We start from the raw sequence: 21,851 nt of genomic DNA, 5'->3' as shown, positions 1-21,851 counted from the left end.
CACTTTATTTATAGCAATAATTGTGCCAAGTTTTTTCCTCATTAAAATACTGATATAACAGCTTTTGTCATCGAAAAAAGCGTGCACACACTAAAAGAAAACGCTTACACACATGAAATTGTGTGTAACTTACAAAAAGAAAACATCAAGAAAAAAGAGAGCGTTTTCTCATTTCTTGATGTTTTTTTATTTATTATTGTTTACTTTTAATTTCATTTTCTAAAAACATTTGGGTAACATGCGCAACTTCCGCTTCTGGAATCGTCACACGATACGCCCGTTCAATTAACATAAAATTCGTGCGTACGACATCGATTTCTAAACGATGTGTTTTAACATATTCCGCTAAGTTTGGAAAAGTTCTTGCTTCTTCTCCTTTAATTAAAGCATCTACCAGAAAAGCCAAATGAATCATGATTCCGGCATCCACCCCTGGTTCAACAATAATATGCATGTCTGTTTGTATTTGATGAACTGTTTTTTGTAACATGAGAATTAATTTTTGTAAGGAGTCCACAGAAGTAATGACGCCACTTAGTGAATGAACAATTGTATCAATCGCCACTTCATCACTAGCAATCCGTTTCAGTACATTTAATTTTTCATCATCAAAAATATCATAGACGGAAAAGAAGGGAATATTTTGATATTCAACATCCACAGTGCCCGCAATGGCCTTAATTTCATATTCCTCCATCAAGTTGTCGATATGCTTTTTAAACGTTTCTCGTTCAATAAATTGCATTTGAATCAGTTCCACTTTTGTTTCATCAATAACGGGTAAGATTCGTTGGTATAGTTTTGCGGCGACCCCTTCTCCTGTAAAGCACGTCACGATTACTGCTTTTTTTACGTTTTGACGTTTTTGCAGACTAGAACGAAATTGTTCTCTCACAACGCTTTCAAAAGAAAGTTGAATATTTTGGTAAATGTCCTCTAAACTTCGTCCCACGCTTGCCATTCGAATAGCTTCTAAGACAATCATTGTGCTCGTCATTGTAATCGCCTTCGTTCGGATACCTGTTTCTTCAAACAACATATTTCCAAACGAATTTAATGAACCCATATCCGTCAGTAATAAAATCCCATTATTTAACGATTCTTTTTGCGTAATTACTTGGTTTCGTAATTGTTCATACATTGTTTGAACTTCCATCGTTAACGGCATATTCATCGCTGTTCCGATTGACGTTCCTAAAAGTTCTTGGGCGGTTTTCAACATACTTGAGGCAGTAGAATCCCCATGCATTAAGACGAACACACCAACATTATTTTCTGGAGTTCTTTCTTCTTTACCGACATTAATAGATAAAAACATACTAATAAAGCCAATTTCATCGAAAGGAATCTCTATGTTGTTCTCTTCTTCAATAATAGAAGATAAATCTAAGGCTACTTGAAATTCTTTTTTCATATTTTTACGGACATTATTTAAATCAGGATGGACAATCACGTGACCTTCTTTGACACGTTCAATCGTACTTTGTAAATGAAGCGCAAAGGCAAAGCGTGCTGTTTCGTTGTACGTGTGTTCCAAACGCTCTTCTGCGATATCATAAAGACGATTCGTTAAGTCCCAAATAGCTTCTGGTAATAACTCCTTATGTAAAGAATGTTGGGTTAATTCTTCGACATAATTTTTAAAATACGCATTCATATCTTTAGAAATCAATTCTTCTAAATCAACATTTTCTAAGTCAGCTTCAGACAAGTCAGCGACTTTTTCTTCGATTTCATTGTAAACTTGCATGTCTCTAGCTGGATCTTGCGACCAAACAATTTTGTTGGTACCTGGTTGGAAAGATAAATAATTACTTTTACTGTCGACAAATTGATCCAAGCGCTCAGGTACTTCTTTAATTTTTAATAATCCTTTTTGGACAGGTAACGACAAATCCCGTTTACGGATAACCAAATGTTCTAAATTGTGCGTCCGATAATAAAGAAATGACTTAGCACAAACTAATTTTAAGTCCCGCTTCACCTGACCAATATTTCCTTCTGCATCGTATAACATGAACGCCAAAACTGCTTCGCGTTCGATATCAATTTGTTGGCCCAAACGTGTTGCCTCTTGCTGAATAAATAACGAAATGATGGCATAACGCTCATCTAGCGTCCGTGCATCTAAAGATGGTAATGTAATCGACATCGGAATCCGCCGATTAAAAGTGGTTAAAAAGTTTTCTGAGGATTCCGTTGTCGCACCAATAATTTGAACAGAGGCTTCATAGGTTTGACCACTTTCTCCTAATGGACGGTACACGCCTTTATCAATAAACGTAAAGAGCATTTCTTGACCTTCTGGCGGTAAACGATGAATTTCATCTAAAAAGAGAATCCCGCCATCTGCTTTTGCCATTAAGCCTGGACTATCTTCATTCGCACCAGTATAGGCGCCTTTTTTTACGCCAAAGATATGACCAAATAATAATTGTGGGTTTTGTGCATAATCAGCACAATTAAAAGAGACAAAAGGGGCATCTTCATCTAAGGTTTTTGAATCAATGGCAAAACGGTACATACATTCAGCAAAAAGAGATTTCCCTGTTCCTGTTTTCCCAAAAATAATCGTATGCAAACCTCTTGGTGGATATAAAATAGCCGCCTTGGCCTGCTGAATACTCACTTTTAAAGAATCATTGGCACCTACTAATGTGTCAAAACTAACAGAGGTGGACTCATCTACATGGACTTGTTCTCCTTCATTGATTGTTGGCACTGAATAGATAACAGGACGTCCAGTACTTCTAGTAATTTTCTTTTCTTTGAATAATTCATTTAAATAACGGCTGGCATTACTGCGATCAATCATTAACTGTTCTGCTACCGCTCCTGCCGTTAAGCCAGTTTCATTTTTTTGAAGTAACGCTAAGATTTCTTCCTTCCGAGATTTCATGGAATCCTCCTCGATACAACGTTCTGCTTGAAGCTCGTAAAGCGTTATTTCTTCGCTTTACGAGCTCCTTTGTTTTTCGTGTTTTTCTTTTTGTTTTTCTTCTTTTTGCGTGTTTCTTGCGGTTCTTTGACAACAGAATTTACTGTTTCTGGTTTTCTTTCTTTCGTACTCTTTTTTTCTGAATACGTATCTTTGACTACGTTCTTTTTTTCTAGTTCATCTTTGGCTTTTGGCTGCTCATGAAGTGCACCATCATATAAAAAGATTTCCTGATAAGGAATGGCCAATTGTTTCATCAAACGTTGATAATCCCTTTTGGTGCCATCGTTGATAAACGTAATCACTGCCCCTTGTGCACCCATCCGGCCAACGCGACCAGAACGATGAATATAGCTCTCTTCGGTTAAAGGAACATCTACGTTTACGACGTAAGGGACCCCTGTGAAATCTAAGCCCCGTGCCGCAATATCCGTGGTTAATAACAACTTCACTCGTTCTGCTTTAAATTGATCGATCGCCAATTTACGCAACTGTTTACTTTGATCTGAAGCCAGACCAATAGCTGGCACATTCTCATAAACTAATTTTTCTTCTGCTGCACCTAAATCAGCAACTTGATTGAAAAAGACCATGCTTCTGAATGCTTCTGTATGGGCCAAACGACGTAAGTAATCAGCTTTTTTTCTTGGTGCTAACCGAATAAAGTAGTGGGCGACTTGGCCTGCTGAAGTATCTTCTTCCGTCACATCAATCACCTGTAATTTTTGGCTTAAAGATTGCGCTTGATTCACGACACGATCAGCAGTCGCTGAATAAAAAACAAGTTGGTATCCGGTTGGTGTGTGTGTCAAAATTTGCTTGGTTAAACTTAGCTCTTCCTCTTGGAAAAGTTGATCAACTTCATCCATTACAATTGTTTTTAACAACTGAGCTTTGACTTTTTTGTTCTTCATTAACTCTAAAATTCGACCTGGTGTTCCGATTAACACTTCGGGACGTTTTTTTAACTTGTCAATCTGGCGTGAAACATTTGCCCCGCCGATTAACGTTTGAACCGTTAATTGAAGTGGCTTAGCCCAAGTCCGAGCAACTTCAGCAATTTGCATAGCTAATTCTTGAGACGGAGCAATAATCAACAATTGATTTCCCTGTCCTTTTTCAACAGTTAAGAGTAAAGGCAGCATATAAGCAAGTGTTTTTCCAGTTCCTGTCGGCGAAATTCCTAAAACATTTTCTCCTTCGCGAAGGGGCGTAAAACTTTTTTCTTGAATTGTTGATGGTTCGTTAAAGCCAGAAGCTTGCCACTGTTCTTGCCAAGCCTCTGGAAGTTGTTCTAAAAATCTCATATTGTTCCTTTCCTATCGCTTAATTCTTATTTATCAGCATCAAAAATAATGCCGGCACTATGACGTAAATCAGTGACTACTTTATTGACATTTCGAGCAAGCTCAACCCATTCTTCATACTTGGTGCCCCAATACTTATCTGTTGGGTTATTTAAAACTGCTGCAAAATCACGGGCTTCTTCAATCATTGGATTATCGGCTACTTGAATATCTAAGACATCACGTTCTTCATGTGCGCGATCATGGTACTCAGCCGAAGAAATAGCATTGACACTATCTAAAATCAAGGTCCCGTTTTCAAAGTAAATTTCGGATGGCGCAAAAGAATCACTAATTTTCCCAGTGTTTAACGTCACGTCAAACTGATCATAACGTAAAATAATTGTTCCTAAGCCATCGACACCTGTCGCAATTTTACTAGCAAAATAATGGCTTTCGTTTGGTACGCCAAACCAACCTAAGGCTGCATAAACTAAATAAACGCCTAAATCCGCTAAGGCCCCCCCAGAAAAATGAGGAGAAAAAATATTTGGCTCTTTGCCTTCTAATACTTGATCATAGCGAGAAGAATATTTCATATACGTAAAATTCGCACCTAAAATTTGGTTTTTTAATGGCAATAATTCAGCAATTTTTTGGAAACTTTGCTCATGAATATTACGGGCCGCTTCAAAGAAATACACACGATTTTTATTCGCTAATTCAATAATTTCTGCCATCTCATCAGGCGTTGAAAAAGCTGGTTTTTCAACAATTACATTTTTTTTCGCTAAAATTGCTTGCTTCGCTTGTTCAAAATGTAATGAATTTGGTGAGGCAATATAAACCGTATCCATATGTGCAATACCAAAAAACGTCTCTAAATCAATTGCATATTCCACATCCCCATAGCGAGAACCAAATTCTTGTGCCGTTGCTAGTTTCCGAGAATAAACAGCCGTTAAATCATACGCACCCGTTTCTAAAGCTGCTGCAACAAATTGATGACTAATCCAATTGGTACCAATTACGCCTAAATGTATCATAATCAAAAACCTCCATTTTTTGTTTATTTACTCTCTTTATAATAGTAATCTCTCGTACAAAAGTCACGTAATTACCCTGCCTTAAAGCGCTAGGAGTTCTTCAAGTTATTTATTAGGATCATCAAATGCCTGTAATAAATCAAAGGTTACCTGTGACTTAAGTTCAATCGTTGCTGGTGTTACGTGGCAATTGTAAGCAAGGACTTGCACACCTTGATCAATTGCAGCACCCACATTTTCAGCAAAGGCAGGTTGCATCTCTTGGTGAATCGTTGCTTGCTTAATTTCTTCAAATTGGACCACAAACAAAATGTAACAGCGGTAACCCGCTTTAGTTGCAGCCATTAGTTCAGTGACATGCTTCAAGCCACGAAGTGTTGGTGCGTCAGGAAAAGCACCGATGCCTTTATTTTCTAAAGTCATGCCTTTCACTTCGACAAAAGCTTGTTCGTCCGCATCCGTTTCCACTAGAAAATCAAATTTTGAATGTGCAAATCGTTGCTCACGTTTAACAGTTTGGATCGTACCAACTAAACCAGGAAGCACAATTTGACCATTTTTTAACGCTTCATTGACTAATGTATTCGGTACTTGGCTATCAATATTAATCCAAAAAGAACCTTTTTTTACTGCAATCAAATCGTAATCTGTTTTTCTTTTAGGCGATGGTTGATAACTAAGCGCCACAACAGCACCTGGTAAAAAAACTTCTTTCCCTCTGCCAGTATTTTTGACATGTGTGATTACTTCTTCATTCGTTTCCATTAAACGACAGTGTGCAATAAACCGATTGGGTCGTTCGATAAAATAAGCAAGTTGGACATTCGGGTACTTCATACACAGACTTCCTTTCTTACACACTATACCATAAAAAAACAAGGAAAAGTATAGACCAAAACCAACAATTTTACTATCTTGTGTCAATCATTAAATATTTGTCAATTCTCAGCGATTTAGTCGAATATTTTAGACAAGTTCTATATAATAAAGGTAACGAAGACGAATAAATGAAAATGAAGGTTAGGAGGAATTTCTTTGAAAAAACATTGGACTTTCTTGGTTGGTGCATCTTTACTTACTGGATTAGCAGGCTCTATCCTCTGGAAAAAAAATAAACAGCTCCCTTCCCCACAGGAGCTTCAACACAACTATACTGGACATTGGTGGTTTGTAGACGTGAAGAAAGCCACGCAACACACCTTGGAAATCACCTCATCTTTCAATGTTTTCATTGATGGCAAACAAACGCATGCCTTGCTTGTTGAATTAACCCCTAAACGCTTAGTTATCTTAGACAAGTTAGGTTACCATTTAATCATTCAATGTGAAAATGGTGTCCCTGCGACGCTTTACGATGAAGCCGACGACGAAACCTACACACTAGAACGGGCCATTTACAATTAATAAATCACCCATGACACATAAAATGAAGTATGTGTGGTGGGTGATTTATTTTTTTACATCCCTTGCAAAAGCATTCAGAAAGTTTTCTTACAACTTGAATATTATTAAATAGTCAAATGCGCCTTTTTCTGATAAACTTAGGATGATGTTTTTTTGAAAGGATGAGCCCCTATGACACCAAATCGCGAAGACTATTTAAAATTAATTTTTGAATTAGGTGGCGACGAAGTTAAAGTGAATAATAAACAAATTGTTTCTGGACTCGATGTTTCAGCAGCTTCGGTTAGTGAGATGATTTCAAAGTTAGTAAAAGAAGATTTGGTTGAGCATTCTCCTTATCAAGGGGTACAATTAACTGAAAAAGGCTTAAAAAAAGCGAGTACGTTAATTCGCAAACACCGAATCTGGGAAGTCTTTTTAGTAGAGCACTTAAATTACACTTGGAATGATGTGCACGAAGAGGCAGAAGTTTTAGAACATGTTACTTCACAGACGCTTGTGAACCGTTTAGCGGATTATTTAAATCATCCAGAATTTTGTCCACACGGTGGTGTTATTCCCGAAGATAATCAACCCATTCATGAGGAGAAACGCCAAACGTTAACAGACTACCCTGTTGGCACAAAAGTTCGGATTGCACGTGTCTTAGACGAAAAAGAATTACTGGATTATTTAGTTTCCATTGATTTAAATATTCAAGAAGAATATACGATTAAAGAAATTGCTGCATATGAAGGACCGATCACCATTTATAATGAAAACAAAGAATTATCCGTCAGCTTTAAAGCAGCAAACACAATTTTTGTTGAGCCGTTGATTAGAGAAAGTGAGGAAAACTAATGAATGAAAAAGTAGCATTATTTACTATTTTCGGGGGGACAGGTGATCTTGCCAAACGTAAATTGTATCCTTCCCTGTTCCGCTTATATAAAAAAGGATTATTAGCTGAGCGTTTTGCGGTGATTGGTACCGCACGTCGGGAATGGACAGACGAATACTATCGTGAAATCGTTCGTGAAACCATTCAAGACTTAAATCCCACGGCCGAAGAGGCAACTGAATTTTCTAGTCATTTCTATTACCAATCACATAATGTGAATGATACGGAACATTATAATACCTTAAAAGAATTATCTGATCGCCTAAATGAACAATACCACTTAGAAGGCAATCATGTTTACTATCTAGCTATGGCTCCTCAATTCTTTGGAACCATTGTTAATCATTTGAAATCACAACATATTATTTCGGAAGAAGGCTTTGATCGTCTAATTATCGAAAAGCCATTTGGTTCTGATTATGAATCTGCCTACGAATTAAATGAAGAAATTCGTGCTGCATTTCCTGAACAAGATATTTTCCGAATTGACCATTACTTAGGCAAAGAAATGATCCAAAATATTTCAGCCATTCGTTTTGCCAATAATATTTTTGAATCACAATGGAACAATCGTTACATTGATAATGTCCAAATCACCTTCGCTGAAAGCTTAGGTGTCGAGGATCGTGGCGGCTATTATGACCACAGTGGCGCACTAAAAGATATGGTTCAAAATCATATTTTACAAGTCGTTGCATTGCTTTCTATGGAGCCTCCTGTTGCCTTTTCTGAAAAAGAAATTCGGACTGAAAAAGTAAAAGCTTTACGTGCCATCCGCCTTTATTCTGAAGAAGAAGCCCTTCAAAATTTCGTGCGTGGACAATACGGCGAAGGTCAGCTAGCTGATCAAACATTTGCAGCCTATCGTGATGAACCAAATGTGGCAGAAACTTCATCCACTGAAACTTTTGTTGCTGGTAAATTTTTAATTGATAATTTCCGTTGGTCTGGCGTCCCTTTCTATGTTCGCACAGGTAAACGATTAACTGAAAAAGGCACACGCATTAACATCGTCTTTAAACAAGTACCTATTAATGTCTTCAAAGATGATACGTGTGAAGAATGCGATAAAACCGATTTACCACCGAATGTTTTAACTATCTATATCCAACCAACTGAAGGATTTTCATTAACCTTAAATGGAAAAGAAATCGGTCAAGGGTTCAATACAACTCCAGTGAAACTTGATTTCCGTCAAAGTGCTGAAATGACTGAAAATAGTCCAGAAGCATATGAAAAACTTCTATTAGACTGCCTAAATGGCGATAGTACAAACTTCTCTCATTGGGACGAAGTTGCCCAATCTTGGCGCATTGTTGACATTATTCGACATGCTTGGGATAAAACAGACGTTTCTTTCCCTAATTATGCCGCTGGCACAATGGGCCCGCAAGCTGCCTTCGACTTATTAGAAAAAGATGGCTTTACTTGGGAATGGCAACCAGATAACTGGTACCGTGACCGCGGTCAACTTGATCAATAAATAAGCCAAAAAAGATCCGCTAGTTAACAACTAGCGGATCTTTTTCCTTGTTTATTCGAATCCTTCAGCAACCGCTTCTGGATAGTTTTCTTCAACAATGTGTGCACAACGGCCACAAAGTGTTGGTAATTTTTCATCTGAGCCGACATCTTGACGAACGGAACGACAACGGTCACACGTTTCGCCTTCTGCTTTTTCAACTAAAATAGCCATGTCTTCAAATTGAACAGCTTCACTAGGTGCTACTTCTTTTGATACTTCAAAGTCGGAAACAATTAGTAATTGAGCAATATCTGCATCAACAGCTGTCATTAATTGACGAATTTGTTCATTTGGATAAACGGTCACTTTAGCTTCTAACGATTTACCGATTAATTTAGAATGACGAGCTTCTTCCAACGCTTTTAAGACATTGTCACGGAAATCCATAAAGGCTGCCCATGTATCCATCAATTCTTCTTCATTAGTAAACGTTTCGTAACCTGGGAATTCAGCTAATTGCACATACTCTTCTTCTTCTTGTAAGAAACTCCAAATTTCTTCCGCTGTATGTGGAATAATTGGTGTCAATAGTTTTGTTAATGAAACCAATGTTTGGTAGAAAACAGTCTGCATACAACGACGTTGATAATCGTTTTCAGCTTCAATATAAACGACATCTTTCGCAAAGTCTAAATAGAAAGAAGATAGATCCACAGTTAAGAAGTTCATAACTGTCCGATAAATATGCATGAAATTATATTTTTCATAACCATTTTCACGGATTTCTTGAATGACTTGATTTAAACGAACCGTCATGTATTTATCTACAGAACGTAAATCAGCATAAGCTACAGTATGCTCAGCTGGATTAAAATCACTCGTATTCGCTAACAAGAAACGCATAGTATTACGGATTTTCCGGTACACTTCAGATACTTGGTTTAAGATATCCATTGAGACACGCACATCGGCTTCCGCGTCAACACTACTTACCCACAAGCGTAAGATATCTGCACCCATTTGGTTGATAACTTTTTCAGGTAAGATAGTATTGCCTAACGATTTACTCATCTTACGGCCTTCGCCATCGAGAACCATCCCTTGAGAAATGATTGATTTATAAGGCGCTACCCCATTGATAGCAACACTTGTTGTAATACTTGAGTTAAACCAACCACGATATTGGTCAGAACCTTCTAAATACATATCTGCTGGGAAAGTTAACTCTTCTCTTTCTCGTAAAACTCCTTCATGTGAAGAACCTGAGTCAAACCAAACGTCCATGATATCTGTTTCTTTGGTAAACTCGCCATTTGGTGAACCTGGATGTGTAAAGCCGGCTGGTAGTAACTCTTTTGCTTCACGCATAAACCAGATATTTGATCCATGTTCTGCAAATAAATTCGCTACATGTTCAATTGTTTCTGGCGTAATGATGGCTTCCCCATTTTCAGCATAGAAGATCGGTAATGGTACACCCCACGCTCTTTGACGAGAGATTACCCAATCACCACGGTCACGAATCATATTATACAAACGTGTTTTTCCCCAAGGAATTAGCCAGTCAACTTTCTCAACTTCATCTAAAATATCTTGACGGAATTTAGAGATTGAAGCAAACCATTGTGGCGTTGCACGGTAGATAACTGGTTTTTTGGTACGCCAGTCATGTGGATAACTATGCGTAAAGAAATCTAATTTTAATAACGCGCCTTTTTCTTCTAATAACTCAGTAATCATTGGATTCGCTTTGTCATAGAAAATTCCTTCAAAACCAGGTGCTTCATCTGTAAAGACCCCTCGACTGTCAACAGGAGAAATAACAGGTAAATCATATTTACGGCTAACGATATAGTCATCTTCACCATGTCCTGGTGCGGTATGAACTAAGCCAGTCCCGGCATCTAGCGTCACGTGGTCGCCTAGCATAACAAGTGATGTTCGATCATAGAATGGATGTTGAGCTGTCATACGATCTAATTTTTCACCAGAAAATTCTCGCAAGACTTCTACTTCTTCCCAACCAATCGCTTCTTTAACTGTTGTTAATAAATCTTTAGCAATTACAAATTTACGACCGTCTGCTTTCACTTCAACATACGTAAAATCAGGATTAACTGAAATACCTAAGTTGGCTGGTAATGTCCAAGGGGTTGTCGTCCAGATGACGAAGGCTGTCTCGTTATCTAAAAGACCTTTACCATCGGCCACATTAAAAGCTACGTAAATAGAAGGTGATTTTACATCTTTGTATTCAATTTCTGCTTCTGCTAAAGAAGATTCACTTGAAGGAGACCAATAAATTGGTTTTAAGCCTTTATAAATATAGCCTTTTTCTGCCATCTTACCAAAAACACGAATTTCTGCTGCTTCATACTCTGGATCTAACGTAATGTATGGATGTTCCCAATCGCCTGACACACCTAAACGTTTAAAATCGTTACGTTGTTTATCGACTTGTGATAAGGCATACTCTTTACATTTTTCGCGATACTCAGCGACAGTCATTTCTTTACGTTTAACCCCTTTATTGGTTAACACTTGCTCAATTGGTAAACCATGAGTATCCCAACCAGGCACATAAGGAGAACGGAAACCAGACATTGATTTTGAACGAATAATAATATCTTTACTGATTTTATTCAAAGAATGTCCTAAATGAATATTTCCGTTTGCATACGGAGGGCCATCATGTAAAACAAAGGTTGGTTTTCCTTCGTTTAATTTTTGACGTTGTTCATATAAGCCTTTTTCTTCCCAATCTTTTTGCCATTCTGCTTCACGGTTTGGCAAGTTCCCACGCATTGGAAAAGCTGTTTTTCCTAATTGCAATGTTTCTTTCATTTTCATATGCATTTGCCTCGCTTTCATTTTATCGATTTAATTGTGTTAGTTCATACTAAAGATGAACGATAGCTGATAAAAGTAGATAAAAAAAGAGTACTCCATCCCAAGGGACGAAGTACTCGTGTTACCACCCAAATTCAAAGTAGAGTTGCCCCTACTTTCTCTGAAATTGATAACGGTAATTATCCGGCAATTCCTACTCAAGTGTTCAGAACTGCATCTAGGATAGAGGATCTGTTTAATGCCAGTGTCTGTCAAACTTTCACTATCATTGACTCGCTGCTAAGAATAAACATTAAACGTTCTGTTCTATCTATTTTGATTCTTCTTCAATTGTTTCTTCAGTGACTTCAATTACAGGCTTTTTTTCTACTACAGCATCTGTGTTCTCTTCAGAGTTTACAACAGTTTCATTTTCGTTGTCAAGGTCTTGTTCATCAAGAATTTCCTTAACTGCTGTATGTTTGTCTCCGACATAACTAGAAAAAGGCTTTAAAATCTCTTCCCACTCTTCACTCTTCACTTGCTCTAATTGAGTTTCAAGCATTAAGCTTAAGCGTTGATGGAAGACACGTGTTTTCTTCTTCAAGTCTTCTGTTTCCCCAGCTAATTGACGGGCACGTTCAATTGCTTCTGCTAAGATTTGTGTTGATTTCGCTTCAGCATCTGCAATCATTGCATTTGATTTACGTTCAGCTTCTACCAAGGTTTCTTTGGCTTGGTTATCTGCCGAAGTGATAATCATTTCTGATTCTTTATTGGCACTTGATTTCACTTTATCAGCGGTATCTTGTGCAACAATAATTGATTGGTTCAATGCATCTTTCAATTCATTGAAGTATTGTAATTTTTCTTCTGCGTGTTTTAATGATTTCTCAAGTTCACGATTTTTTTGTAATGCATCTTCATAATCACGTGTGACTTGATCTAAAAAGTCATCTACATCGTCTTGGTTATAGCCTCTCATTTTTGTTGAGAAGTCTTTGTTTTGAATATCTAATGGAGTTAATGCCATATTCCTTCACCTCTTTGGATTATTTTTGTAAAACCCCTTATGAACACATTCTCATACTAATCCTGAAATAGCAAATATCTTACTTTTTTTATTATACACAACTTCGTCTGAATGAACAGCCAAAATGGTTTTCTTAAACAAAAGTTCGAGATTATTTTCTCAATACCCCTAAGAGGACACGAAATTTTTCTTTCTTTGTTTTTCCTTCTAATTCTTGAATCTGAAGGCGCCCAAATCCCCGTATCGAAACAATATCTAATAAGTCTAAAGCAAAATCTGGTCGTGTCGTTTCTGTCCAATTGACTTTTACTTTACCAGATTCGATCAATTGTTTTGATCGCTGCCTTGAAATATTAAATACGGCGGAAATCACACTATCCAGCCGCAAAGAGCTCATAGTCGTTCGCTCTTCCTGCCAACCATCCTTCGGTATCAAAATTTGTGTATAATCACGCTCTTCTAAACGAACAGTAATTTTACCAATTTTGTCGACTTGGTTAACAACGAAGCCAGCTACTTCTTGTGCTATAAAAACCTGCCACTTATCACCATCGGAAATAATATCTCCAAAGGCTTCCCTACGAACCCCAACATTCATCAAGGTGCCTAAAATTTTCCCATGAGATAATGTCGCAAATTTAGATGGATAAATAATTTCAAATAATACAACACCAAAATCTGTCTCTTCTGGTATGTAATACGCTGGATAAATCAAGCAGCGTTTTCGTTCTGCTTGCTCATAACCACCATAAAAAGTAAACGATAAATCACTGTTTTGTCGAATCAACGTTTCCAAAATATACGCCTGTCTAGGATCAAGAAAGTCTGTCAAATAAGGCGCGTATTGCATCTCCACTTGCTCTAGCCAATCCCCGACAGTGTCAATAAAAGGATGTTCATCTTTGCGGAAATGTTGATACACATTTGCGTTCATAGATAAATCATCCTTTCTAAAAGTTATTAATAAACAATAGCTCGTAAAATGACTGCTAAGCCACCCGCTGCTAGGTTAAGGACAATAATCCCTACCATTACGTTAAATCCAACCATTCCAATCCTTAAATTCAAACGGTCAAACAAACTTAAGTATGGTTCACAAATTCTAGAGAGCAAACGCCCGAAAGCAGAATCATATGCTCCTGGAAACCATGAAAGTAGCGCGTAAATCACTAGTAATCCTGAATAGATTTGAACGCCTTTGTATAATAGAGTAATCAGTGTTGCGATAATAACACCTCCCTAAGGCTTAGAAATCAAAGAATTGTTTGTTGGCTAAAGATTGTGCTGTCGCACTATCAATTTCCATATTCGCTGGTGTGCATAAGAAGATTTCATTGCCAACGCGCTGAATATCTCCGTCTAAAGCATACACAGTACCAGTTAAGAAATCAACGATGCGTCGTGCTTGGTCTTCTTCTACTAATGTAAAATTAACTAGCACAGCTTCTTCAGCAAATAAATGTTTCGCAATGCTCATTGCTTCTGAATACACACGTGGTTCAATAATAGTAATTTTATGTGTTTTTGCATTGGCGGTGCTTTCTTGTGCTCGTCTTGTATTCGTAGTCGCTGATTGATTAGAACTACGCATAGAAACCACTTTTTTCTCTGTGTAAGCAGCTTGTTGTGTGTCTCTTTCTTGATGCGCTTCAGCAGAACGATAGCGTGCAGAAGGTTTTTCAACTACAGGCTCACTTTGTTGTGTATAAGCTGGCTGACTGTAACTTTCCTGTTGTTGAACAGGGCGTTGTGGTTTAGGCCGAGCTGCACGACGCGGTGGTTCATTAACTGCTTTGCGCTCTTCATATTCTTCGTAGTTATCATAATAATCATCTTCTTCGCCAGATAAGCCAAAAAAGCTCGATAACGCATCCTTGTTAAAAATTGACATAAATTCCTCTCCTTTACGCATCTCTGAATAACGCTGTTCCGATTCGTATAAAAGTTGCACCTTCTTCAACTGCGATTGGGAAATCGTTACTCATTCCCATGCTAAGTTCTGTACAAGGAGCAAAAGATAAATGTTTCTCATTTACGGTCATTTGCAGCTCTTTTAATTCTCTAAATGTTGCATGTAATACTTCTTCACTTGCCCCAAAAGGTGCCATAGTCATTAGACCGACGATTTGAATTTTGTCCAAATCAGCAAGTTCTTGAATGAAAGGTAAGACGTCTTCTTTACGAAAGCCGTGCTTGCTTTCTTCCCCAGTTATATTCACTTCAACAAAACAACGAATAACTTTCGTTGCTCTTTTTTGAATTTCTTTGGCTAGACTCAGACTATCTAATGCATGAAAATAATCTATCTCATTAATAATTAATTTTACCTTCCTACGTTGTAAATTACCAATTAAATGCCACTGAATATCATTAAATTTTTCCAATCCAGCTTTCTTTTCTAGTAACTTATCTACTCGGTTTTCAGCTAAATTCTGGACACCAAGCTGAACAAGCTCTGCTGCTTCCTCAATTCCTACTGATTTAGTGACGCCAATCATTGTCACATCAGCAACAGAGCGCTGTGAGCTTTTGCATGCTAGCTGAAGTTGATTATTAATATTTGTTAAGTTTTCAGCTATCATTTCTAATCGATGCTCCTTATCGTTTTCTGCGGAAAAATGGTGGCGTACTTAATTCGTCATCATTGTGATTTGGTTCTTCACGGTGGAATGTGTCAAATTCTTTTTTGTCTACTTGTTCTAATGAAGATTCATCAACTTTTGGACGTGTATTTTGTTCTCTGCGAATATCCCAATCGCCAAAAGCACTTGCTTCTTCTTGTGATTTTGGTTGATCCATTTCCACAGATTGAGTTGTTTGTTGCATTGGTTGAACCGCTTGTCTTGTTTGACGGTGCGGTTTTCTATCCTTTTTTGATTCATCAATACCTGTAGCGATTACTGTTACACGAATTTCGTCGCCTAAATCTTCGTTGATTGATGTACCTAGGATGATGTTCACATCACCTGAAGCAGCATTTGTAACGATATCTGAAGCATCTTGCGCTTCAAACAAGGTCATATCTAAGCCACCAGTAATGTTTAATAAGACTTGTTCCGCACCATCGATTGATGTTTCTAACAATGGTGAAGAAATAGCTTTTTTCGTTGCTTCAATTACGCGTTCTTCGCCGCTCGCTACACCAATTCCCATTAAAGCTGTTCCTTGGTTTTCCATCACTGTTTTCACGTCAGCAAAGTCCAAGTTTACGTAACCTGGTGCAGTGATTAAATCTGAAATCCCTTGAACACCTTGACGTAATACATTATCAGCTTCTCTAAATGCTTCAAGCATTGGCGTTTTCTTGTCAACGACTTCTAATAAGCGGTTGTTTGAGATAATTAATAGTGTATCAACGTTTTCTTTTAATAAGGCAATTCCTTCAGCGGCAAAACGACCACGCTTTGGACCTTCAAAACTAAATGGACGAGTTACTACACCAACTGTTAAAGCGCCTAATTCTTTAGCGATTTTTGCAACTACTGGGGCAGCACCTGTACCAGTTCCGCCACCCATACCAGCAGTAATGAAAATCATATCCGCGCCTTGTAATGATTCTGAAATCACTTGTTCACTTTCTTCTGCAGCTTTTTGGCCAACTTCGGGTTGTGAACCGGCACCTAAACCACGAGTGTATTTAGGGCCTAATTGAATCACTGTTTCTGCTTTTGAATGTTTTAATGCTTGAACGTCTGTATTGGCTGTGATAAATTCCACGCCTTTAACGTTTTCTTCGATCATACGGTTTACAGCGTTTCCGCCGCCGCCACCTACACCGATAACTTTAATGACTGCACCGTTGTTAATGTTATTGTCTAATGAAAATTCCATGATATCGTATCCTCCTGTTTGTGTGATTAGTCGAAAATGTTCGAGAAGAAGTCTTTGATTTTGCCTGTCACTTTTTCACCAGACTCACGTTCGTTGAATTCTTCGTATTCTTCTTGAGGCTGTTCAGCATATGTGTCATAGCGAACTTCTTGTTGGACAGCGACTGATTGTGCTGGTTTCGATTTTTCACCAGGGATTGCATATTTGGCAATGTGATAAATATCGTTTAGTTGCGCTGAATATTCCACAATGCTAATGACATTAGCAAAGACTGGGTTACGTAAGCCCATGTGATTTGGTACGTATAGTTTTACGTTGGCTTCAAAAATCTCTTGCGCCAAATCGACAATACCTGGCATACTAGCGGCGCCGCCAGTTAACACAACGCCTCCAGGTAATTCAAACGCATCAATTTCATCCAGAACTTCTTTTGATTTTCTCAAAATTTGTTCCACACGCGCTTCAATAATTTCTGAAAGATAACGTTCGTCCACTCTTACAGGCTCTGACTTACCGATAACATCAACAGGAAACTCTTCGTTTGCTGAAGTTCTTTCTGGATAAGCATCCCCATAATTAATTTTTAAGGCTTCGGCGTTGTTAAAAGAAGTATTCAATACGATTGAGATATCTTTCGTGATGAACTCACCGCCTTCTTGGTTAACATGAGTAAATTTCAATTGTTTGTCGTGGATAACAGATGTCGTTGTTTGACCGCCACCCATATCAATGACAATTGTTCCAAAGTCTTTTTCGCCATCTGTTAAAATTGTTTCCGTTAAAGCAAGCGGTGTAATCACTAATTCGTTAATTCCTAAGCCAGCTTTTTCAACACATTTACGGATGTTATGGATGATTGTTTTTGGTCCAGTATAGACAACGCCAAACATCTCCATGCGAACGCCAAGCATTCCACGTGGGTCTTTGATGCCTTCAAAGCCGTCGACGGTAAAGTCTTGCGGTAAGATTGCAACAATTTGACGTTCAGGAGGAGTTGAACGAACCAAAGCTGCAGATGCGACGTTGCGCACATCCTCATCTGTAATTTCTTTTGATTCACTGCTAACAGCTATCATTCCTTGACAGCTTTCTACTTCTAATAAATTCGCTGGTAATCCAACATTTACGCTTTTAATTTGAATGCCGGCTTTTTCTTCGGCTTGTCGAACGGCCCGTTGGATTGCTTGAACTGTTTGATCAATATCGACGACAATCCCTCGATTCAAACCGTCTGATTTTGCATTTCCAACGCCGATGATGTTCATTTGACCTTCAATATATTCAGCGACAACTACTTTGACAGAAGTTGTACCAATATCGAGGCCTACATACATTCCTGTTTTTGCCATGAACGGAATTCCTCCTCCTATTAATTCCAATATCTAAGCGGACAAAGGCGTCCGTTTAACTATCTCTTTTTTAGTATTATTCACTTCTTCCAATTTTACCATAAAAATGGGGGTTTTAGAAAGCAGATTATACGAATTTGTTCGTTAATTTTTGAAACATTTTTGTAAAAAACTTATTCTGCTTGTTGCACTTCTTGATTTTCTCCATTTGTCGGCGTACCGTTATTCGCTTCATCCGTTGCTGCGCCTGCATTTGGGTCCACAACTTCTTGATTTTCAACCGCTGAATCTTCGGAAACTTCACTGCCCGTTTCTTCACTTTCTTTTTCATACGGATAAGAAAAAATGCCGACTTCCATATCAACGATTCCAGGTTTGTCCATTTGCTCGGCTACTTGTGAATAATAAGCCATTTTTTCACTTAAATCAGAAATATTAACAATCACTCGATTTCCATCATTCATATAGACATTAATCAAGTCTTTATTGGTTTTTGATGGTGCATATTTAATTTCTGAAATTCCTTGTTTAATTTCTTGAGGTAATTTGTTGTAAGAGGCCATTAATTCAGGGATTAATTTATCCTCTTTGAAATTCTCAAAAATTGGTTTGCCACTTTCAGCAGCTTTGGTGGTTTCCGCCAAAGTTTTACCATTCTCTAAAATCGGATGATAGCCGCCTTTAGTCGCAGCAAGAGCGACAATTTGATACTCTTGAATATCAATTTTAAATGAATTAATACCATTTAACTTAATGTTCGCCTTTTTTATAATTGGAAACTTTTTCTGAATATTTGCAGAAAAATAATTTCTATTTGAATACTGCTCCCATAAGCCACTGCCCGTTTCAAGTTTTGACTGCTGAATAATTGCTTGGCTCTCCACACTTTTGTTACCTGAAACTGTTACTTCACTCAATCGACTAAGAGGCGAAACAAAATACAATGCCACTAAAATGGCTGTCCCTAAACAAGTTAAAATAAAGGCTAAACGCCTATATAAGCGCTTGTTCCGTGTTTTCTTAACGTTCGGTAAACGATCTGCAAAATGCTCCTCTTCTTCCACTGTTTCTTGTGGAAGATGTTGTTGAGGCTCTTCTTGACTTTGTTCTTGTAAAGTGATGGTGACTTCTGCTTGTTCGTTTTCACCTTTTGAAGCAGCTTCTTCCGCTTGCTTCTTCAAATATTCTTGGTTTTGTTTTTGCCAAGGTGTCAGTTCAGGTTGAGACTCTTCCGATTTTTTTGGAGGTAATGGTTTTCTTTTTTTGAATATATCGTTCTCGTTACTAATCTTCCACACCTCCTATCTCAGACTAACGTTTTCACAACTTGATACAAACGATCACTTGCATCTGGGATGCCTTCCCCTTTGGACGCCGTTGCCATCTGTTGTCTTTTTTCATTGTTTAATAAAATATCATCAATTGCCGCAACTAAACGAGCGCCGGTCAATTCTGCATCTGGAATCATTTCAACAGCACCAACTTTTACTAAGCTTTGCGCGTTTTTCGTTTGATGATCATTCGTGACGTAAGGACTCGGAATTAAAATTGCTGGTAATCCTAATGCGGTGAACTCCGCAATTGAGGTTGCTCCTGCACGTCCCACCATTAAATCGGTATTAGCCATCACTTCAACCATTTTATCAATATACGGTTGCACACTTATGTTTGTCAATTTCTTTTCAGAAAGCTTTAGACTTTCTTGAAGTTCCTGATAATATCTTTCTCCTGAAGCGTATAAAACTTGATACTCTCTCTCTTCAAACAAAGGAAAGGCCTGTTCAAACGCTTGATTGATTTTCAAGGCACCACGACTTCCGCCAAATAAAACCACCGTTTTCTTTGCTGGATCTAAGCCAAACTCTGATAAAATAGCTGACTTTTCCACCGTTACGACTTCTTGTCCCCGCGGGTTCCCTGTCAAAATTGTTTTTTCTTTCGGGAAAAAACTAGCGACATCCGGAAAACAAATCGCAATTTTATCTACATAACGACTTAAAAATTTATTTGTCATTCCAGGGATACTATTTTGTTCATGAATAATTGTCGGTATTTTTAATTGGTGGGCCGCATAAACTACTGCACCAGAAACATAACCGCCTGTACCAATGACCACATCTGGTTGAAATTCACGAATAATTTTTTTTGCTTTATTAATGCTTGTTAAAAATAAATAAATTGTTTTAAAATTTTGAGGACTTAGCGAACGCTTGAATCCTTGAATTTTAATCGTTTTAAATGGAATTTTCGCCTTTGGCACAATTTGACTTTCTAGACCATTTTCTGTTCCCACATACAAGAATTCTGTTGCAGGTGCTTCTTTTTTGACGTGTTCGACGAAGGATAACGCAGGATAGATATGCCCACCTGTGCCACCACCAGTTACTAGTATCTTCATTTTCTCACATTTCACTTTCTTTTAATTGTTGAACAGCTTGCATAAAGGCTTCCCCGCGTACTTCAAAATTCGGGTATTGATCCCAACTTGCGCAAGCAGGTGATAGTAAAATAGTATCATCTTTTTCCGAATAATCAAAGGCAATGGTAACCGCCGTTTGAACATTTTCAGCAAATAAAATTGTTTCAATGTTCGCTTTTTTAGCAGCTTCCGCCAATTTTTCTTTGGTTTCTCCAAATAAAACAATTGCTTTGAGTCCCAGCAGAGCAGGAACCAATTCATCAAATGAGTTACCGCGATCCAAGCCACCCGCAAGTAAAAGTAGCTTTTGGTTGTCAAACCCACTTAACGCCATCTCTGTAGCTAAAATATTGGTTGCTTTTGAATCGTTATAAAAACGTCTTTGCTGAACTTCGCCAACAAATTGCGTTCGATGGGGAACGCCTGAAAAGTTTGTCAAAGTTTGTCTAATCTGAGCATTCGATACATTTTTTAATTTAGCTACACAAATCGCTGCGAGTGCATTTTCAATATTGTGACTGCCAGGAATACCTAACTCATCGGCGGGCATAATATATTCTTCATTAAAATATAATTTCCCATCTAAAAGATAAGCCCCTTCTACTGCTTCTTTCGTTGAAAAAGGCAATACGTTGGCAGCTGTGGTTTTGGCTAACGTTTGAAGCTCTACTTGATTCCAATTTAAAATCAAGGTGTCCTCTACGGTCATGTTTTTTTGAATGGCCCATTTTGCAGCAACATATTCTTTCCGCGAACCATGATAATCCAAGTGTGCTTCAAAAATATTTGTAATTACTGCAATTTGTGGGTGAAACGTCTCAATTCCCATTAACTGAAAACTAGAAAGTTCCATCACAAGATCATCCTTGGCCGTTGCTTCTTGAGCCACCGTACTCGCTGGAAAACCAATATTTCCCGCCAAACGTGCCTCACCAGCCGTTCTGTCAGCGTTTAGCAGTAAACCAATCATCGTGGTCGTGGTTGTTTTACCATTGGTGCCCGTAATGCCGACAATTGGACATTCGGCAATTTGACCTGCTAATTCCACCTCAGTTATGATAGGAATTTTCCGAGTTAGTGCTTCTGCCACAAGTGGATTTGTATAAGGAATACCAGGATTTTTAACGATTAGTTCAAATTCTTCATCCAACAATTCAATTGGATGCCCTCCTGTAACAACACGAATACCCAAGGTTAATAAATCTTGGGCGTCAGGGTTTTGATCAAATTGTTTTGCGTCATTAACGGTAACGAGCGCACCTAACTCATGTAAGAGTTTCGCTGCGCTGACACCACTTTTAGCTAGTCCTAAAACCAACACTTTTTTGTTTTGATAGGTTGTTATTTTTTTCATTGTCAATTTCCCCTTTG

General features: G+C 38.0%; 18 protein-coding genes. 3 read left to right on the top strand and 15 right to left on the bottom strand.

The window, feature by feature from the left end:
- Window positions 1-193: 193 nt before the first annotated feature.
- The 4 genes from IGL56_RS03855 to sfsA form a co-directional block, all read right to left on the bottom strand.
- Window positions 194-2,899 carry a sigma 54-interacting transcriptional regulator gene (locus IGL56_RS03855; RefSeq protein ID WP_002355912.1) on the bottom strand — a complete coding sequence of 902 codons (2,706 nt, stop codon included), beginning with the start codon at window positions 2,897-2,899 and terminating at the stop codon, window positions 194-196.
- 44 nt (window positions 2,900-2,943) lie between these two features.
- Entirely contained in the window at window positions 2,944-4,245 is a 1,302-nt protein-coding gene (locus tag IGL56_RS03850) for a DEAD/DEAH box helicase (protein WP_065813810.1), read from the bottom strand.
- A 26-nt stretch (window positions 4,246-4,271) separates the two neighbouring features.
- Entirely contained in the window at window positions 4,272-5,270 is a 999-nt protein-coding gene (locus tag IGL56_RS03845) for a Gfo/Idh/MocA family protein (protein ID WP_002355910.1), read from the bottom strand.
- A 105-nt stretch (window positions 5,271-5,375) separates the two neighbouring features.
- Complete coding sequence (sfsA, locus tag IGL56_RS03840) at window positions 5,376-6,107, bottom strand: DNA/RNA nuclease SfsA (RefSeq protein WP_002355909.1); 732 nt, start codon at window positions 6,105-6,107, stop codon at window positions 5,376-5,378.
- Between the two features lie 198 nt (window positions 6,108-6,305).
- On the opposite strand from sfsA, the gene IGL56_RS03835 reads away from it, so the two are divergent.
- From IGL56_RS03835 to zwf, 3 genes are all read left to right on the top strand, one after another.
- Window positions 6,306-6,674 (top strand): DUF4828 domain-containing protein, encoded by a 369-nt coding sequence (locus IGL56_RS03835; protein ID WP_002355908.1) that lies wholly within the window; start codon window positions 6,306-6,308, stop codon window positions 6,672-6,674.
- A 171-nt stretch (window positions 6,675-6,845) separates the two neighbouring features.
- Window positions 6,846-7,514 (top strand): metal-dependent transcriptional regulator, encoded by a 669-nt coding sequence (locus IGL56_RS03830; RefSeq protein ID WP_002355907.1) that lies wholly within the window; start codon window positions 6,846-6,848, stop codon window positions 7,512-7,514.
- Window positions 7,514-9,037, top strand: a complete 1,524-nt coding sequence (zwf, locus tag IGL56_RS03825; protein WP_002355906.1) for a glucose-6-phosphate dehydrogenase — start codon at window positions 7,514-7,516, stop codon at window positions 9,035-9,037. Before IGL56_RS03830 ends, zwf begins: the two co-directional genes overlap by 1 nt.
- A 51-nt stretch (window positions 9,038-9,088) precedes the next feature.
- Here zwf and ileS read toward each other — a convergent pair whose 3' ends face one another.
- From ileS to murD, 11 genes are all read right to left on the bottom strand, one after another.
- On the bottom strand, window positions 9,089-11,869 hold the full coding sequence (gene ileS / locus IGL56_RS03820) for an isoleucine--tRNA ligase (protein WP_002381313.1): 2,781 nt from the start codon (window positions 11,867-11,869) through the stop codon (window positions 9,089-9,091).
- A 310-nt stretch (window positions 11,870-12,179) separates the two neighbouring features.
- Window positions 12,180-12,881, bottom strand: a complete 702-nt coding sequence (gene divIVA / locus IGL56_RS03815) for a cell division protein DivIVA (protein WP_002355904.1) — start codon at window positions 12,879-12,881, stop codon at window positions 12,180-12,182.
- Window positions 12,882-13,032: 151 nt separating this feature from the next.
- The gene (locus IGL56_RS03810) at window positions 13,033-13,815 is read right to left on the bottom strand and encodes an RNA-binding protein (protein WP_002355903.1); all 783 of its coding nucleotides are present in this window, start codon (window positions 13,813-13,815) and stop codon (window positions 13,033-13,035) included.
- Between the two features lie 26 nt (window positions 13,816-13,841).
- Window positions 13,842-14,099, bottom strand: coding sequence for a YggT family protein (locus IGL56_RS03805; RefSeq protein ID WP_002355902.1), 258 nt, complete (start codon window positions 14,097-14,099; stop codon window positions 13,842-13,844).
- Window positions 14,100-14,127: 28 nt separating this feature from the next.
- A complete protein-coding gene (locus IGL56_RS03800; protein ID WP_002355901.1) occupies window positions 14,128-14,772 on the bottom strand; it encodes a cell division protein SepF in 645 nt (214 codons plus the stop codon).
- 13 nt (window positions 14,773-14,785) lie between these two features.
- Complete coding sequence (locus tag IGL56_RS03795) at window positions 14,786-15,463, bottom strand: YggS family pyridoxal phosphate-dependent enzyme (protein WP_002358890.1); 678 nt, start codon at window positions 15,461-15,463, stop codon at window positions 14,786-14,788.
- Between the two features lie 16 nt (window positions 15,464-15,479).
- A complete protein-coding gene (gene ftsZ, locus IGL56_RS03790; RefSeq protein ID WP_002355899.1) occupies window positions 15,480-16,712 on the bottom strand; it encodes a cell division protein FtsZ in 1,233 nt (410 codons plus the stop codon).
- A gap of 26 nt (window positions 16,713-16,738) precedes the next feature.
- Window positions 16,739-18,061: a cell division protein FtsA gene (gene ftsA, locus IGL56_RS03785; RefSeq protein WP_002355898.1), complete on the bottom strand. Its 1,323-nt coding sequence runs from the start codon at window positions 18,059-18,061 to the stop codon at window positions 16,739-16,741.
- Window positions 18,062-18,234: 173 nt separating this feature from the next.
- On the bottom strand, window positions 18,235-19,359 hold the full coding sequence (locus IGL56_RS03780) for a cell division protein FtsQ/DivIB (protein ID WP_002355897.1): 1,125 nt from the start codon (window positions 19,357-19,359) through the stop codon (window positions 18,235-18,237).
- Between the two features lie 8 nt (window positions 19,360-19,367).
- Window positions 19,368-20,459: an undecaprenyldiphospho-muramoylpentapeptide beta-N-acetylglucosaminyltransferase gene (gene murG, locus IGL56_RS03775; RefSeq protein WP_002355896.1), complete on the bottom strand. Its 1,092-nt coding sequence runs from the start codon at window positions 20,457-20,459 to the stop codon at window positions 19,368-19,370.
- A gap of 4 nt (window positions 20,460-20,463) precedes the next feature.
- Entirely contained in the window at window positions 20,464-21,834 is a 1,371-nt protein-coding gene (gene murD, locus IGL56_RS03770) for a UDP-N-acetylmuramoyl-L-alanine--D-glutamate ligase (RefSeq protein WP_002355895.1), read from the bottom strand.
- Window positions 21,835-21,851 lie beyond the last annotated feature (17 nt).

The organism is Enterococcus sp. DIV1316a, assembly GCF_050536915.1.
GTDB classification, from domain to species: domain Bacteria; phylum Bacillota; class Bacilli; order Lactobacillales; family Enterococcaceae; genus Enterococcus; species Enterococcus faecalis.
This window is presented reverse-complemented; position numbering and strand designations above follow the sequence as displayed.

What these genes read in the sequence shown, in the direction of transcription:
- IGL56_RS03855 (WP_002355912.1), bottom strand. Translation starts at nt 2,899, where the DNA reads ATGAAATCTCGGAAGGAAGAAATCTTAGCGTTACTTCAAAAAAATGAA.
- IGL56_RS03850 (WP_065813810.1), bottom strand. Translation starts at nt 4,245, where the DNA reads ATGAGATTTTTAGAACAACTTCCAGAGGCTTGGCAAGAACAGTGGCAA.
- IGL56_RS03845 (WP_002355910.1), bottom strand. Translation starts at nt 5,270, where the DNA reads ATGATACATTTAGGCGTAATTGGTACCAATTGGATTAGTCATCAATTT.
- sfsA (WP_002355909.1), bottom strand. Translation starts at nt 6,107, where the DNA reads ATGAAGTACCCGAATGTCCAACTTGCTTATTTTATCGAACGACCCAAT.
- IGL56_RS03830 (WP_002355907.1), top strand. Translation starts at nt 6,846, where the DNA reads ATGACACCAAATCGCGAAGACTATTTAAAATTAATTTTTGAATTAGGT.
- zwf (WP_002355906.1), top strand. Translation starts at nt 7,514, where the DNA reads ATGAATGAAAAAGTAGCATTATTTACTATTTTCGGGGGGACAGGTGAT.
- ileS (WP_002381313.1), bottom strand. Translation starts at nt 11,869, where the DNA reads ATGAAAATGAAAGAAACATTGCAATTAGGAAAAACAGCTTTTCCAATG.
- divIVA (WP_002355904.1), bottom strand. Translation starts at nt 12,881, where the DNA reads ATGGCATTAACTCCATTAGATATTCAAAACAAAGACTTCTCAACAAAA.
- IGL56_RS03810 (WP_002355903.1), bottom strand. Translation starts at nt 13,815, where the DNA reads ATGAACGCAAATGTGTATCAACATTTCCGCAAAGATGAACATCCTTTT.
- IGL56_RS03800 (WP_002355901.1), bottom strand. Translation starts at nt 14,772, where the DNA reads ATGTCAATTTTTAACAAGGATGCGTTATCGAGCTTTTTTGGCTTATCT.
- IGL56_RS03795 (WP_002358890.1), bottom strand. Translation starts at nt 15,463, where the DNA reads ATGATAGCTGAAAACTTAACAAATATTAATAATCAACTTCAGCTAGCA.
- ftsZ (WP_002355899.1), bottom strand. Translation starts at nt 16,712, where the DNA reads ATGGAATTTTCATTAGACAATAACATTAACAACGGTGCAGTCATTAAA.
- ftsA (WP_002355898.1), bottom strand. Translation starts at nt 18,061, where the DNA reads ATGGCAAAAACAGGAATGTATGTAGGCCTCGATATTGGTACAACTTCT.
- murG (WP_002355896.1), bottom strand. Translation starts at nt 20,459, where the DNA reads ATGAAGATACTAGTAACTGGTGGTGGCACAGGTGGGCATATCTATCCT.
- murD (WP_002355895.1), bottom strand. Translation starts at nt 21,834, where the DNA reads ATGAAAAAAATAACAACCTATCAAAACAAAAAAGTGTTGGTTTTAGGA.